Raw genomic sequence first — 15,263 nt, 5'->3', positions numbered from 1 at the left:
ACGAGCGGCTTTTTATGTTGTCATCAAAAAGGTCAGAAAAGCTTAACGGCTGATCGGCTGGTGAAGTACGACGGTAGTATCAAGCCTTTGAATCCCGTTAAATGACTCAATTTCGTTACAAAGATGATGAATAGACTGCAGATCGGGCGCTTCAATTAGGGCAATAATATCAAAGTTGCCACCAACAACGCTTGTTAAGCGAACCTCAGGGATTTCTTTAAGCGCATTTGTTACATCATTTTTCTTACCCTTTTCACAAGATATCAATAGATAGCTTGCGGCTTTGCGCCCTTCGTTTTCTACACGAATTTGTGCGGTATAGCCTTTGATAATACCGGTCTTTTCTAAACGATTAATCCTTTCTGCTACTGCTGTACGAGACAAACCAATGTTTCGAGATAGATTCGCAATAGACTCACGCCCGTTTGACAATAGACTTGAAAGTATTTTTCGATCTAATTTATCTAAACCTTGTAAAGTCATGTTTGAAATCATGTGTTCTGCCTATTTTGTTTTTATATTGTTATTTAATCGACTCTGGGAGCGTAAAGTTATATAGCTCAGCAAGAGTGAATGGGTTTTTCTGCGTCAATGGAGTGATGCGTAAGCTTAAGTCCCTCCCTGACACTTTTATGTCACTGACAAAGCTGCCGTTATGAGTGTTTGTCAAGGTCGAGTCACCTAGCAATCTGTATATCGCCCATTGACCACTCTTATTTAAAACGTGCTGTCTACCTTCGTCGGTTACATCCTGGAGTGTGATACTAATATTGAAGTCACCATTTTGCGGTGGCCAGGCCATTTCACGAATTCGGCTTGGACCGTGGTAGTAACTCATATTGGTATCCGCAATTTTTAAACTGGCTCTAATTGCACTAGAGTCAAGGTCGAGTACTCTTGCACTAAACGGAATATGAACTCGGTTGGTGCTTTTATTAATTAATGTATCTCGAATGACATTATAGTTGCGTAGTTGCACTAGCAGAGCTGGAGAGATTGGCATCGTCTCACCATCTACCTGCTTTGGCGTCCACAAGTTCGTATCGTAGAACGGTGCAAAGTTTTTCTGAATAAATGTGTCTAACAAGCCACCTGAAGCAAATAGCAATTCGAAATCTTCAATTGAGATTTCCTCGGTCGCTGTTAGGTCAAATGGATATTTCCCCAATCCAATCTCTTTAAATTTGGTATAAATTTCACTGTACCACTGAGTTTGGATGCCTTTTGCGGACTCTGTAATCATTACTGACCAGCTTTGCTGAACCACATCTAGTAACCAGCTGCGAACGGGTTCTGGTGATTTTTGGGCAATCTGTTTAAGCTTTATTAATGGGTCCGCCTCAGTACTGCTCATTCGGTGCTGTGCTGCTGCTAGCGCCGCCATTTGTGGATCTGGCGCGTCGGCGATGTCCTTCATGTAGGTGCGAACACGGCTCAACGCTGCAACGGTCTCATCCCAAGGAGTAGGGGAGTTTGGTGTCTCACTCACTTGAAGCTGGTTTAATAGGTGAAAGGCTTGCTCAACACGTTGCATTAGCAAGTAATCAGGCTTTACCACTTCTTCTACGGCATCTGATGCAGAATCCGCTGCTGCCGCGAGTTTCGGGTCCAGTTTTGAAATTAGAGCGCTTTTTTCGCCAACGGGTGAAAATTGTGTGTTGGCATAGACCTGCTTCAATACCGTTGTCATTGGTGAAGAAGGCCCAGAGATTAAGTCTATCGCGTTGGTCAGGTCACCAACGTTGTCATAGTTTTGGACTTTGAGCTCACTCAGCGCATTACGCCAGTTATTGATGTAGTCATCAGTATATTTTTTTCGCACTTCTTCTTTAAAGGCTTCTTGCTCTTCGTTGGTAGGGATGACATGTTGCGATAGACCTAGAACCCAGTTGTCGCTGATTACTCGTTGCGACATTAAGTCCACGCGTGGTCGATAAAAGGTGCTAAAACCAGTGGAGGTATAGATCTTATCGACGATTAAGCGTTCGCTATCGATTGGCGTATTAAATACATTGCTAAACTCAAAACCGACGGCTCGTTGCAGATCTAATGTTCCTAAATCAATAGAGCTTGCTTCGTTTAAAATGCCTGCATACACGAGGTCGACATTCGAATTTGCAAGTAATGAACGACGTGTTGCACGAACAAGATCCATATTGATATCGATTGGAGCAAATTGTGTGCGAAAGTAGGCGTCTAAGTAGCGCATGGCCTGATCAACGACGTCACTTTGGTTACTCAAATCACTCATCATTTGGAGTGTTTGATGACGTAAAAAACGGATATCACGCTTAGATGGATCATTAAGCATTAAATACCCCTTCAATAGAGGTAAAGCGCGCGTGAAAGCGTTTTGATTTTGTGCCAATTGTAGGCGGTAACCTTTCTCAATAAGAGGTATTAGCTGCTGAGCGACTTCCTTAAGTAACGCTTCGTAGGCAATGCGAGTGCTTTGATCCAAACGGCTAATATTGAGTGGTAATATTTCCTCATCTAAAGCCTTAGAACCTTTAAGCCATGCCCCATAAGACGGTTCTATCGCTTTGGTTGCATTTTCTAAAAGCTCACTAAATCTTGCATCGTGCTCTGCTTGTGATTTGTCATCAATACTTAGTAGTTGATTCATCACATGTAAATTACTGTCTAACGTAGTTGCAAAAAAGTAACCACCGCCAGCAAGCAGAATAATGGAGCCGAGTATGGCTAAACGGCTTTGTCTCTGAATTAGACGAAGATACGTCTTGTTTTCTCCCGCAAAATCGCTTTCAGGCAATATTTGCGAATCAATCAGAAAGCGAGAAAAATACGGTGTTTCCGTCAACTGGGTATGCTCTGAGGCGATAATTGGTAAGTTGAAGTAATTACTACAACTTTTTGCTAGTAAATTGTATTTACGACCGCCTTGTAAACTGGAGCTAAAGAAAATTTCACGGATATCTAGCGAATAAACACCGTTGTTAACATCACACAGACGCTCAAGAACATAGCTGACCTCAGACTGACATAGCTCAAACTGCTTAGGGAAAGCGAGAATTGCCTGTTTCTCGTCGATATCTGTTGAGTTAGCTGATGCATCTAGCGCGTTACTTTCAAGCACTTTAACTAGATTTCGGTAGCTATCACGGTAGTATTCTGAAAAAACACCTTTGGCCTCTTTCAGCGGGATAGAAAGGAACTCTACACGTGTCTTAAGAGAGCTAAAGTGCATGTATTCTTTAAATCCATCTAACTTGTCTAGCTTCGACATAATTAGATAAATGGGTAATGCTGACGACGTTTTAGAGTTGATAGTGCTCAAGCGCTCCAATAACGACGAAATAGTGTACTCTTTTTGTTCTGGCTCAGAGACGATCATGAACTCGAAGTCGATGAAGAATAAACAGCCAGAAAATGGTTTTCTAGGTCGGTGGCGAATTACTTCTTCGATGAATGTATTCCATAAAGAAGCATCACTGCTTGATATTTCTTGAAACACTAAGCGTTGGTCAGGTTTGATGTATACAGCGCTGTCAGATTCGTACCATTCAAAAAAATCATTCTTAGCGGTTCTCGTGCGATCCATTGGTTTAATTGCACTAGAATTAAATAAAAATTGACGTCGCCCTGACCCTTTATTACCAAGCATCAGATAAATTGGTTTCTTACCTGAGTTAGCAAGAAGAGGTTGGATAACCATAGAAAGAGCTTCTTCCTCAGTTTCCAAATTTTGAGCTTTAGCGCTGTTCTTTTTTTTCAACCATAGTGTGAATTGAAAAGTGACGTAGAAAATGGCGATAACACCAAGGCTCAGCCAAAGATACAGTCTATCTGCATCTTTTAGAAAAAGAAGATAAATAGCGGTAATGGTTATCGCCACTAAAAGCGTTAATATAGTAGAAATCACAACTGGATTTCTAAACAGTTTTTGTTTGAACATAAGCCTAAAACTTCTTTAATTGTATTGTTATTTATTGTCAGTTTTTTCAGCTTGTAGCTGACTCAATTTATATAGGTAGATGTTCAGTAAAAGGGTTGCGCGGTCAATTTCCTTTTGCTGTGAATACTTTTCAGCGTATTCAATACGACCTAGAAGCGGGAATAGTGAGTTACTATATTCGTACGCCGTTTTAGAGTTCTTATCTACATTCTGTCTAGCTACGTTGGCAAACACCGTTCTTGCGTCTGAAAATCGCTTATACACATCCATAAACTGGTCTTCTAAATGAGCGCTCTGTGTCAAAAAGTTTTGACGTAACTGCTGGGCAGAAGATGAATCTGGATAGATTGCGATTAATTCATTGGTCAAGCTATCGAGCTCGCTGACGTTACTTACTTTGGCCGAGTCTAAAAACCAGTTATTCATCATAATATCTACGCGATTAATAGTTGGTGTTTTCAGTGACTGGGCATATTTTTTATTTTCGTAATCTAACGAGGCGACCAACTTTACAAGTTCATTAAGTGAAGCTTGACTAATTTTTTGCTCCAGCGTTCGATAGCGTTGTTGTTCGTACACAAAATGTGAACATATCGCCGTAACAATCAAGCCAATGATGAAGTAGATCATAAATCGGCCGGACTTTGTTGGGGTCGTTTTTTCACTGTTATTGAGGTGGGATGGCGAGTCCGGGGCAGGAGAGGGAGATACATTCACTTTAATTTCAGGTGTTGCCTGTGCGGAAGCAGCAGCGTTAGTATTTGCTTGTTTTTTCTCGCGTAACTCTATGGCATGTTGTTGTTCTTTTATCTGTTCAGCCCATTGATTTAAGATACGACGAATGCGACCAAATGAAGGCGCTTGAATACCGTAATGAAGGCGAAGCTCTTCCTCTATTCTTAAACACAACTGGTGCGCAGCTTCAATCAGTGGAAGTTCTTCCGGCAACGCACGGTGCTTATTAATACGTTTTTCAGTATGCTCCACCATCCATTCAATTGCGCTCATTCGTGCTTTTGACTTTGAATGTTCAGGGTATGCGGTGTTCCAATAGACGACACACACATCAAGCAATGAATTTAACCCTTCAACAAGGCCTCTTAGACCATCGTTATATGTTGATGCGACTGTGAAGTAGCAGCAACAACGTAAGTCTTTTGCGTGAGTGCTCAAGATTTTTTTTGAGAGTGTTTGAACCGTTTTCCAAGAGACTCTTCCGGTGACTTTATTAAGATTATTTATTTGACGTTTTATTTCGTCAAAGTCTTCAGAGCCATTAGGGTTAGAGCCGCTTGGGTTATTTTCATCGATTGGTCTTCGAGCGAAGTCGCTAAAAAACATAAGGCAAATTCCAACTGATCATATAGAAGTATTAAGGTATATAGGACTCCACTGCTGTTATATTAAATTGTAAGCAGTGCATTACCGAAGTGATTCTATAGATAAAAGAAGTTGTTTAGATAATAAAAACACTTAAAAAATAAATTAAATTATCCTTAGTGTGATCTTTGTTCATAATATTAATGTCAATAGTTCGATTTGTTTTTAAGGAGAGCCTTATATATGACGAAGTCGATCTTTTGAGTTAATAAATGTGACTAAATTGTTAACTTTGTCTGTTTTTTGTTCGCCTGTGTTCTTTAAATTAGCCCTCTTAAATTGGTGGTAGAGCCTTCTTAATTTTTATTTAATTAAATAGGTTTACAGGCTCATTGCTTTAACTCAGTTCGGTCCATTAGTTTTTGTTTGTAGGTAAAATAACCAACTCTGTAGTTGAAATGTATTAAGTTATAGGTGTTTTTTTAGGCTTATTGAAAAAGAGAATATAATTGATATCTTTCGCCTCTAAGTAGAATATCGGTTTTCCTAGAGGGACGAAATGCTAAAACCAAGTCAAATCGGGCTGATTTCAGCCATGTGTCTATTTTCTTCTTTTGCAGTCGCAAAGGGAGAGCGTTATGGACTCTCTGCCAGTATGTTGACTATCGATAGCATTAATTACGAAGAAGGTAACAGTGGTGAACAAGACACTCTAAGGTTTGGCTTGGTTCATTCTCGCCCTATTGATGAAAATAATAACCGTTGGCGCTGGTGGTTAGGGCTTAACTACCTAGCAGAAGATATCGAAGCGCCAGCTAGCGGTCTATATCAAGAAGTAACTAACTATGAACTTCGTGTTGTACCGCAATATGCGCTGGCTTCTTGGAGCGTTTTCACACCGTACGTAGGTGCTGGTTTATCTGCAGGTTACTCACAATATTCAAACCGTTGGCAAGTTGACCCAGAAGGTTACCGCTATAAGAGTGTCGAGGACATCGATCAGTTCGAGCTGGGTGCAGTTATCGCCGTTGGTACGGTCATTAAGCTAGGTAGTAACCCAGATGCTCATATACAAATCATTCCTCAAGCCTCTTATATTCTCCCAGTTATCAATGATGGGATAGGTGGGCTTGAACTGTCTGTTTCTATGCTATTTTGAGGTATATAGATGCACTCAAATCAGCTAGTTCTATTTATTTCTAAATGCCCAGAGGAATACACAGGTGTCAAGCATATTGAAATGCCCGAGAGTGGTGGTTCAATGGGGCGTTCACCAAGTTGTAGTGTGTCTTTAACCGATCACAACCGCTTTATATCAGGCACTCATTGCCTGATCAGTGTGTATGGAGATACCTACTATATTAGTGACGTATCCACTAATGGCACTTTGGTTAACGGAAACAAAATACTAAAAAATCAACCTGTTGCGATAGTCGATGGCGATATTATTTCTTTAGGACAATATGAAATTGGCGTTTCTCTGGAGCATGTTACCTCGACACAAGACATTGCCGCTGATATAGCCCCTGAGCGAGTATCCAATGATCCTTTGGTTAGCCTCGGTGACGCAGTTGTCGAAGAAGAAGAAAAAGTAGGCGCTTTAGAAGATTTGTTTATGGAGACTAAACAGGATGACATTGATTGTCATGATCCTGTTGCGCACCTTAACTTTTCAATGCAGCGAGATGATGATTATTTAATTCGTGACGATGAGCATCCAGAACCTGAACAGCCTAAAACGGTAGAAAGCACACGTCAGGTGGTCGATGACAGTTTCAGCATATACTCCGAGTTCGATCAGCCAAGCCTCATCCCTGAAGATTGGATGGCTACGGAGACCAAGAGTAACGCATCAATAAAGGGTTCGTTAGGGGTAGAGAATGGTACGCCACATAGAGAAGATATTGTCTCAGAAGAGACGGTTCAACCCCAAACGACGATTCTAGACAGGGCAGTTCAAAGACAGCATCATGCACCTAACTCCACCGAGACGATCGTCGAACATACCGCGAAAGGCTCAAAATGGGAAGAGATGACACAGTCATTTACTCCTTCTTCTCAAACTAATCAGCCACTTCAAATGCCTGCGGTAGAACCTACGATAAACAGTACGACTAAAGAGCAAGCGGGAATCGAAGCAACCGCCTGTTCTCAAGATATAGCACAAGCGTTTTTTGATGGTTTGGGTATAAGAAATCCTGAGCTAATGACGAATGAAGCTCAGTTGTTCAAACAAATGGGCACTTGTTTGCGCTTATGTATTGATAACCTGCAGAAAGAATTACATGAAGTAGAGTCCTTGAAAGAAGAGCAGAGTACGAGTGAGTCTAACTCTAACATTGCGGAGCTGATGCTGACTCTCAATAGCCAACATCTACTGGCTCCAAATGAACTGGTAGAACAAATGCTTGATGAGTTGAACGACCACCAAGTCACGTTTAATAAAGCGCTGAATGAGCTCATTTTAGAACAATCAGAGACGAACGATCCCGTTGCATTTGCTAACAAAGTGGCGAGTCAATCTTTGTTCTCAACGAAGTCAAAACTGTGGGGCGAATATTTAGATTTCTACTCTAACAATCGTCGCCTGCTCAACGAAACATCCTTAAAAGGGCTGATTAAGAAAAACTATAACAAAGTGATTAAGGGAAACCATGCGTAGTATCGCCGTATTACTCGGATTTGCCATGTTGTCCGGTTGTTCCATGTGGGATCAATTTAAAGAGTCCACGGGTATCACACCAGAAACTTCGTCCATTGAATTGGTTATTGAGGCGTCACCTGTACTCAATGTGAGAGATGGGGGGCAGTCATCTCCGGTCATTCTCCGCCTTCACGAATTAAATTCACCAGTTTTATTCCGAAGCTTAGATTTTTTTGCGCTGTTTGAAAACGATAAAGCGTCGTTGGGTGATGAGTACATCAAACGTTATGAATATCAAATACAGCCAGGTGGAAAAGTTCATGAAATGCTAACGCTAGACCCTGACACTCGTGCCGTCGGTTTTTCTGTGGCCTTTCGTGATATTGATGGTTCGTCATGGCGTAAAGTTGAAGTCATTGAAGAGAAGAGCGAGTACTACATCAAGCTCAAGTTAGAAGGCAGTGAGTTAATTTCTGATAATACTCGCGGCATTGAACAGGTTTACTTTTAAGGGATAGAAACATGTCTTTATACAATCCAGTTGTTTGGCAAGATGGAATGTTCATGAAGCCGCAGCATTTTCAACAACTCGATCGTTCGCAAAGTAAACTGTCGAGTATGTTGAGCAGCAACGCATCTCCTTTACATTGGGGGATTAAGCGTTTGGAAATAAATTCACAACTGCTAGCCCTCGGTAAAATTGGTATTACGCGTGCAGAAGGCATCCTACAGGACCGCACGCCATTTGAGCTTCCACTGCTCGCTGAACTACCAGAAGTGAAAGATGTGGATCCTTCGATTGCCGATAAAGTGGTTTATTTGTGCTGTCCGTTACCATCGGAACGTTCTGAGTTATTTGGCACTAAAAAAGACGGTGCACGTTATACGATGGAATCTCAAGAAGCGGTTGATGCTTGTTATGATTCGGAAGACATGGCAAATATCGTTGTCGGTAAGCTTAACTTTTGCTTAATGTACGATCATGAAGATAAAAGTGCTTACACGTCTATTCCGATCCTCAAGATCTCGGAAGTGAAGCCAGATGGTAGCGTGATCTTAGATGATAGTTTCATTCCTACCTGTATTGATATTCACGCATCTACGGTACTTAATAAGTTCGCGACGGAGTTTGCTTCTATGCTCAAGCACCGCGCAGAATCCATAGTTCAGCGATTAGGGGTAGTGGATCAACAAGGCGTATCATCAGTTTCTGACTTTATGCTTTTGCAAGCGCTCAATAGATACGAACCCTTGTTTTGGCATTTTGCAAACACAGAAGCTGTACACCCTGAGTCTCTGTATCGAATTCTTCTTCAGGCAGAGGGCGAGCTTTCGACGCTGTGCTCGACGACACGCCGACCTATTGAGTTTACTAAGTACAATCATGGTGATTTAACTAGTTGTCTTTCTCGCGTTCTAGACAGTGCGAAAATGACATTGAGCGTGATGTCTGAACAAAGAGCAATTCCACTGACCTTAAAAGATCAGAACTATGGCATCAGAACGGCAGCGATCCCTGACAATAAGATCATTGATACGACGACCTTTATTCTTGCAGTTAAAGCCGACGTTACCTTGGATGTCCTGCATACGCAGTTTGTCAGCCAAACGAAGATCGGTTCAATCGATAACATTCGCGACTTGATTAACCTTCAACTGCCTGGGATTGAGATCAAACCAATGCCAGTTGTGCCACGCGCGCTGCCGTATCACGCTGGCTATACCTATTTCGAGCTCGATAAAACGGGCGAAGAGTGGATGGCATTGAAGAACACTGCTGCGATTGCGATTCACGTTGCGGGCGATTTCGCTAACTTATCATTGCAACTTTGGGCCGTTCGTCTATGAGTTACGCAGAAACAGACGTCACCGTAGTCTTATTCCAACCAGAGCCTGGCAAACCAATGGAGGTAATGCCAGCGCCTGACTTATCGAGAAACATCGCAGTACAAGATCTATCTATCGACAACATGGGTATTAACCCGCTGGTGGATCAATTCTCATGGTTGATCGCCAGTCTGTCTTGTATGTCTTCGATCCCTTGGCTTGATGACCCGATGCCATTTCGTGAACAAGTGGCACGTGAGATTCGAAAAGGTGAACGAAAACTTAATGAAATGGAGCTCGATCGTGCTTCGGTTCTTGTTATTCGTTACTGCTTGTGTGCGGCGATTGATGAATCTGTTTGTCGGCAAGAATGGGGGGCAAATAGTCACTGGAGCCAGAACAGCTTACTGTCTGAATTCCATAACGAAACCTCTGGTGGTGACAAGTTTTTCGTTATTCTCGACCGCTTAAAAGCCGACCCTCGCAAATACCGTCACGTTATAGAGTTTCTCTATTTATTGCTTCAACTTGGTTTCCAAGGCAAGTACGGCCGTGAAGAGCGTGGTAACGAAAAGTTAGCGGAAATTGGCAGCACCATTTATCGATTAGTGCGAGATGACCGCCTAGCAGAACAAGAAAAAGTTTCTTTAATTAACCTTAAAGCTAAATACCTAAAGAAGCCGTTAAAAAGGGTAATTTCACCCAAGCTGATCTTGAGTCTTAGTGCGATTACGTTTGCGCTTATGTATGCGGCAACCTACATCGTCATAGACTTAAAATTCCAGCAACTGCTTGAAGTGTATAGATAACCAGAAATCTAAAAATGAGATCTTCTGCCAGTTTTAAGGTTTGCTGTGAATATCACTGGTCTTTTAGTGAAATTCACTAGTCATTTAGATAGATTGCAATGTGCGATCTCTTTTATCATTCAATCAATAAAATTCAAATGGATTGGTTATGGGCGTAACAGTTGGTGCGAATGGACTTTCGATAGTTCATAAAGGCTCAGGTGGTGAAGCGAATGCAACGCTCCCAGATGTTTGTTTAACTAAGGTCGGCAAGCCAGTCGTTCCTATCCCTTATGGCAACAATGCTAAATCAGCAGACCTTGCTGGCGGGACTACGACGGTCTCTATGGATGGCGGTAACAGTGTCGCTATCAATGGCAGTACGTTCTCAAAAAGTACTGGCGATGCGGGCGGTGACAGAAAAGGCGTTGCCTCAGGCACGATAGAAGCCGAAGCAAAATTTATTTCAGCTTCACCAACGGTTAAATTTGAGGGCAAAGGCGTATGTCGCCTGTCCGATCAAATGACCATGAACAAAGCCAACACCATGTGCTTGGGCGGTGCACAAAACCCATCGGTTTCTGTTACAGAAGAGCAGGAAGGGACGTATACGCTGGATATAGAATGCAAATATCCAAATGGGCTCCCTTACTCTAATGCACAATTTTCTTTAGTCGAACCTTCAGGTGCTGTCATTGGGAGTGGAGTGCTGGATTCTAGCGGAAAAGCATCTGTTAATGGTATCGCTCTAAAAGAATGCAAGTTAGTGCTCAGCGAAACTCAAGACTCTTACACTCCGAACCAATCTTTAGCTGAAAATATTGTGACGGAAACTTACCCTGATCCGAATGATTTTTGTACGTTTGTCGCAGGTCGCCGCTCGCCATTTTGGGAAGATCGTGTTGGGGTTGCTAATGACTGGGGCATATTAATGTCCCCATCCTTCAGTGATGATGACTTTAAAGATATTGTGTTAGAGCAAAGCCGTATATTGTCTCCTTATGCGATTAGTCAAAATCACTCTAAAGACTTTTCTGATGCTTATGTTTCGGCACTTTATCACATCCAAACTGATACAACTACGCTAGAGAAATATGAACCTTTAGTTGAACTGCTCTTGGAGCAAGTGCACGAAAATGGCGATATATTGAGAGTCTTATATCAAGCTGATGTGTTTGAGCCTCCCTATGAATTATTAGCGAAGCTTCGCTTTTTAGGGACTGGGAATACTGTGAAGCATTTGCAGTTTGTTTTATGGACGTTGATAAACAATCAAATCTGTTCATACATCGATGAGCTAAACAGTGAAATCATCGGTCGTTTAGATTTCATACAAAGCCAAGCTTCTGCAAGATCGTTGAGTTCTGTTGAAGAGGGTATAAACGGTTATAAAAAAGCACTTAACCACTTTAAACAAGCACTTCCTGACGTCATTAGCCAAATTTTCGAGACCAAAAATGACACCCTAATCTCTATATCGGCAATGGCCCTTGGGAGTACCGTTAACATAGCGAGCCAATCTAGCTTTGCTACTAATTTAGGTAGGGTTAATGCGGTGGTGTACACGAAGTCAAACAATTTGAACCGCCCATCATTTGTCACTTTTGACGATAACTTTTCTGACTAGGACATTTAAATCATGGATGCAGTTTTTCCGATAGCGCAACGAGAAGGTGACGCTTACTACACGCTCAGTGATTTTACGAAATTGTTTGCTCAAGCTAAGAGTGGTCGTTATTTAATAGGACAAGGATATGGTTGGCATAGTGGCGTTCACTTAACATCAAAAATGTTACCGTGGGGGAAAGGGCTCAGACCTATTCAAGCGATGCTTGATGGAACAATAGTGGCATTTCGCATAAATCCTGATTACCTAACATCAACGTACCAAGAGCAAGAGTTTAAATACAGTAATAACTTTGTGCTTATCGAGCATGAGGCTGTAAACCCCGAAGATAGTGAAGATGTATTTAAATTCTATACACTTTATATGCACCTTGCGCCACCTTCAGATATTGGCGCTAATTCATCAATAAACACGCGTTATCGCTTACAAGAAAGGCGTAATGTACGCATTTTCGAACATAGTGATGTGCCTACTAACTCTAGCGTAAAAGTAAAAAAACGGTCGATGTCTAAAGGGACATTACTTGAATACTTGTATGCTGAAGAGAAGGAAACCCACCCATACCAGATCGGCAAAAATACCTACAAAATGATAAAGTGCCGTGTGGTAGAGAATGGTGAATCGGCAAGTGGTAGCGAAAAAGCACTGTTAAACAAGATTGTTTGGTTTGCTTCGGGTCTCAATAGTGACTTTGACATTTTAGAAGATTCCTCTGCTGTCCTATCAGAACCAGTTTCAGAACCTAAATGGATGTCGGACAACGCGGCAATGATTAGGGACGGTAGTGTGGTTTGTTTACTCCCGATCTTATTTAGAGAGGGAATAAAAGTTTCAGCTGGGGAAGATATCGGCTACATGGGACTGCACGAGTACAGCAACGATGCAATAGGAACTAAGAAAGACGATAATCGCGTGCATATCGAGATGTTTTCTTTTGAGGAGCCGCCCGAATTTTTCAAAAAACAGATTTCTCCCAAAAATGCGGAAGAAAATCCACTGGTCGTTCTCGATGGATCCGATAGTAGCGGTGCCGTTGATATGAGTAATTCGTTTATTCAGCAATTACTTGAATCTGTGACAGAAGATCAAGTAACGGACTTCTCCTCGTTCACTGCTCGCGACGCCAAAGTATACTTAGACGGTAAGCGTAAACACTTTGAGCGATTTATAGTGAAACATCCTACTGATTGGCATACAGAATCGTCACAAAGTCTTTATGAATCAATCCATCAGACCGCAAAGGACGCACTAGATATTAAGTGCTCGGCCGGTTTTGTGACTGAAGAAGACTACCGTAACTCCCCATGGCGCGATCAAGTGATGGATAGCTTTGATCTTTTCTCGCAATTCGAACTGGAAAGAGCAGATAAGTTCTCATGGATGCAGGATTTACAAGGTGATTTGCAACTAAGCGGTGACAAGAGTCTTTGGCATTATTGGCCTTTTGCATTGAATGTTACGAAATTAAGTGAATGTAAATTATCAATTGACCACGAGTTTATAGGTGAACTTGAAGGTAGCAGAAAAAAAGGATATGTTCCTGACCCTAAGAATAGTAAGAGTGGGGTAACTATTGCTACTGGCTTCGATTTAGGAGCAAGAAACATAGTTGATTTGAAAAAACTCGAACTACCGAGTGATCTTATAACAAAGCTCACCCCATATCTAGGTATGAAGAAATTTGAAGCAGAATCTTTTTTGAAAAAAAATCCGTTAACTATTAATGAAGATGAGTTGCTTTTAATTAATCACGTAGTTAAAAAGCATGAAACTGAAAAAATCATAGCGTTGTATAATAAAAATTCTCAGATTGAATTTGCCTGTTTACCAAGTCAAGCTCAAACTGTAATTGCTTCCGTTGCCTATCAATATGGTTATCTGCCTCGTGAAACTAGAAAGTTCTGGTTTCAAGCTGTAAACCAGAAGTGGGAAGAAATGTATGATAATCTAATGGACTTTAGGGATCTATATCCAACACGCAGAAAAAAAGAAGCGTTATTACTTAAGGAAATTATTGAATGAATTATAGTAGACTATTAATTACTTTGGCTGTGATTTGGTCAGGTTTGACTAGTGCAGCTTCAATGACGGATATTTATGAATTGTTAGACTTTACATCATTCCCTAACTCACTGAACCCCAAGAGCATCGAAGAAAGGCATTTTTCTGATTTTCAAGGTGAATTCAAACTTGCAGTACCAAAAATAACAAAAGATGAGATTGTAATAGATGATGACCATTGGTATTACAAGATTGAGTTAATGGAAGTTAAAGGTGATAATGTGTACCTTTGCTTTCATGATAAATCTAAGGTCGGCACTTATGACTCCGTGCAACCTATTGTTGTTAGAAGATATGGGAATGATTTTGTTGCTTTAGCATTGGACCCAACTTCTTCAAACCAAGAGTGTAAGTAATTATACCGATTTAGACTTTGGGTTTTAATGTAGAAGAAATAAAATAGCTGTTTATTTAGTAATTAGTTTTATACAGTGATTACGGGTAGATATATTCCTATAAGGAATAGTCACTATTAATAAATGTAATTTGAGTTGGAGTCAATTTGGTTAATGTTTCATATGTTCCTTAACTTTACTCAGATTACATCCATACTATTTTTTTCTTCTCTTCCGTTCTTAGTAAATGCTGCGTGTGAGCAAAGCTCAGTTGTATTCACATGTGATTTGGAAAATAAAGGTGGTGGCTTGAAAGCTTGTTTTAATAAAGCCGAGAATTCGATGTACTTCGTTGTTGACGAAAATGGGTTGAAAACAGTTTATGCCCCACGACAAGGGAAGAGTTTAGATAACTATAAATGGGTAGATGTTTCTCTTAAAGAACCTGAATTTATTCCTTTGAAATTTGAAGTAAATGAAAACAAGAATGCGTACTTTTCATTGACAAGAGGTGGTGGACGGTTGAGTGTCGTTGCTAACTCCGTTGACATGATTGAAGATGAAAATGCTGTTGAGTACTACTGTGAATTGGGAACTGAAACAGCTCTGGCTCCTAGCGTTAGATTAAAAATAAAACACGTAAAGCCCAATGAGTTTGAAGCTTGGGATTAAATAGCAATAGATTCCAGTGAGAGCCTAAATAAAATTCATTGTAATAAAGAGTTAGCTTTTCTAGAAAATTTAC

General features: G+C 41.0%; 12 protein-coding genes. 9 read left to right on the top strand and 3 right to left on the bottom strand.

Annotation, left to right across the window (positions count from 1 at the left end; all coding sequences use genetic code 11):
- Positions 1 to 42: 42 nt before the first annotated feature.
- From FKN08_RS10530 to FKN08_RS10520, 3 genes are read right to left on the bottom strand one after another with little or no spacing between them, the layout of a single operon-like run.
- Positions 43 to 495 carry an Lrp/AsnC family transcriptional regulator gene (locus FKN08_RS10530; RefSeq protein WP_005373369.1) on the bottom strand — a complete coding sequence of 151 codons (453 nt, stop codon included), beginning with the start codon at positions 493 to 495 and terminating at the stop codon, positions 43 to 45.
- A gap of 28 nt (positions 496 to 523) precedes the next feature.
- Positions 524 to 3,916 (bottom strand): type VI secretion system membrane subunit TssM, encoded by a 3,393-nt coding sequence (gene tssM / locus FKN08_RS10525; protein WP_170892072.1) that lies wholly within the window; start codon positions 3,914 to 3,916, stop codon positions 524 to 526.
- A 27-nt stretch (positions 3,917 to 3,943) separates the two neighbouring features.
- Positions 3,944 to 5,257 (bottom strand): type VI secretion system ImpA family N-terminal domain-containing protein, encoded by a 1,314-nt coding sequence (locus FKN08_RS10520; RefSeq protein ID WP_109169817.1) that lies wholly within the window; start codon positions 5,255 to 5,257, stop codon positions 3,944 to 3,946.
- A gap of 538 nt (positions 5,258 to 5,795) precedes the next feature.
- Between FKN08_RS10520 and FKN08_RS10515 the strand changes: the two genes are divergently transcribed.
- The 9 genes from FKN08_RS10515 to FKN08_RS10475 all read left to right on the top strand — a co-directional run bounded on the left by FKN08_RS10515 (position 5,796) and on the right by FKN08_RS10475 (position 15,190).
- The gene (locus tag FKN08_RS10515; RefSeq protein WP_005392629.1) at positions 5,796 to 6,395 is read left to right on the top strand and encodes a hypothetical protein; all 600 of its coding nucleotides are present in this window, start codon (positions 5,796 to 5,798) and stop codon (positions 6,393 to 6,395) included.
- A gap of 9 nt (positions 6,396 to 6,404) precedes the next feature.
- Positions 6,405 to 7,898, top strand: coding sequence for an FHA domain-containing protein (locus tag FKN08_RS10510; protein ID WP_170892071.1), 1,494 nt, complete (start codon positions 6,405 to 6,407; stop codon positions 7,896 to 7,898).
- Positions 7,891 to 8,391 (top strand): type VI secretion system lipoprotein TssJ, encoded by a 501-nt coding sequence (tssJ, locus tag FKN08_RS10505; protein WP_005392625.1) that lies wholly within the window; start codon positions 7,891 to 7,893, stop codon positions 8,389 to 8,391. Before FKN08_RS10510 ends, tssJ begins: the two co-directional genes overlap by 8 nt.
- Positions 8,392 to 8,402: 11 nt before the next feature.
- On the top strand, positions 8,403 to 9,728 hold the full coding sequence (gene tssK, locus FKN08_RS10500) for a type VI secretion system baseplate subunit TssK (protein ID WP_047008196.1): 1,326 nt from the start codon (positions 8,403 to 8,405) through the stop codon (positions 9,726 to 9,728).
- Positions 9,725 to 10,516 carry a type IVB secretion system protein IcmH/DotU gene (icmH, locus tag FKN08_RS10495; protein WP_006741083.1) on the top strand — a complete coding sequence of 264 codons (792 nt, stop codon included), beginning with the start codon at positions 9,725 to 9,727 and terminating at the stop codon, positions 10,514 to 10,516. Before tssK ends, icmH begins: the two co-directional genes overlap by 4 nt.
- A 148-nt stretch (positions 10,517 to 10,664) precedes the next feature.
- Positions 10,665 to 12,122 (top strand): DUF4150 domain-containing protein, encoded by a 1,458-nt coding sequence (locus FKN08_RS10490; protein ID WP_170892070.1) that lies wholly within the window; start codon positions 10,665 to 10,667, stop codon positions 12,120 to 12,122.
- A 12-nt stretch (positions 12,123 to 12,134) separates the two neighbouring features.
- A complete protein-coding gene (locus tag FKN08_RS10485) occupies positions 12,135 to 14,144 on the top strand; it encodes a pesticin C-terminus-like muramidase (protein WP_170892069.1) in 2,010 nt (669 codons plus the stop codon).
- Complete coding sequence (locus FKN08_RS10480) at positions 14,141 to 14,539, top strand: hypothetical protein (protein ID WP_170892068.1); 399 nt, start codon at positions 14,141 to 14,143, stop codon at positions 14,537 to 14,539. The genes FKN08_RS10485 and FKN08_RS10480 overlap by 4 nt, the downstream gene beginning before the upstream one ends.
- 153 nt (positions 14,540 to 14,692) lie before the next feature.
- Positions 14,693 to 15,190 carry a hypothetical protein gene (locus FKN08_RS10475; RefSeq protein WP_249373414.1) on the top strand — a complete coding sequence of 166 codons (498 nt, stop codon included), beginning with the start codon at positions 14,693 to 14,695 and terminating at the stop codon, positions 15,188 to 15,190.
- Positions 15,191 to 15,263: the final 73 nt, after the last annotated feature.

This window comes from Vibrio sp. 1-2 (7-a) (assembly GCF_013048515.1).
GTDB classification, from domain to species: domain Bacteria; phylum Pseudomonadota; class Gammaproteobacteria; order Enterobacterales; family Vibrionaceae; genus Vibrio; species Vibrio diabolicus.
Note: the sequence above shows the minus strand (reverse complement) of the source record. Positions and strands in the feature narration are given on the sequence as shown.

Coding starts and splice junctions, on each gene's coding strand:
- FKN08_RS10530 (WP_005373369.1), bottom strand. CDS start 495: ATGATTTCAAACATGACTTTACAAGGTTTAGATAAATTAGATCGAAAA.
- FKN08_RS10480 (WP_170892068.1), top strand. CDS start 14,141: ATGAATTATAGTAGACTATTAATTACTTTGGCTGTGATTTGGTCAGGT.
- FKN08_RS10515 (WP_005392629.1), top strand. CDS start 5,796: ATGCTAAAACCAAGTCAAATCGGGCTGATTTCAGCCATGTGTCTATTT.
- FKN08_RS10475 (WP_249373414.1), top strand. CDS start 14,693: ATGTTTCATATGTTCCTTAACTTTACTCAGATTACATCCATACTATTT.
- tssM (WP_170892072.1), bottom strand. CDS start 3,916: ATGTTCAAACAAAAACTGTTTAGAAATCCAGTTGTGATTTCTACTATA.
- icmH (WP_006741083.1), top strand. CDS start 9,725: ATGAGTTACGCAGAAACAGACGTCACCGTAGTCTTATTCCAACCAGAG.
- FKN08_RS10490 (WP_170892070.1), top strand. CDS start 10,665: ATGGGCGTAACAGTTGGTGCGAATGGACTTTCGATAGTTCATAAAGGC.
- FKN08_RS10520 (WP_109169817.1), bottom strand. CDS start 5,257: ATGTTTTTTAGCGACTTCGCTCGAAGACCAATCGATGAAAATAACCCA.
- tssK (WP_047008196.1), top strand. CDS start 8,403: ATGTCTTTATACAATCCAGTTGTTTGGCAAGATGGAATGTTCATGAAG.
- tssJ (WP_005392625.1), top strand. CDS start 7,891: ATGCGTAGTATCGCCGTATTACTCGGATTTGCCATGTTGTCCGGTTGT.
- FKN08_RS10485 (WP_170892069.1), top strand. CDS start 12,135: ATGGATGCAGTTTTTCCGATAGCGCAACGAGAAGGTGACGCTTACTAC.
- FKN08_RS10510 (WP_170892071.1), top strand. CDS start 6,405: ATGCACTCAAATCAGCTAGTTCTATTTATTTCTAAATGCCCAGAGGAA.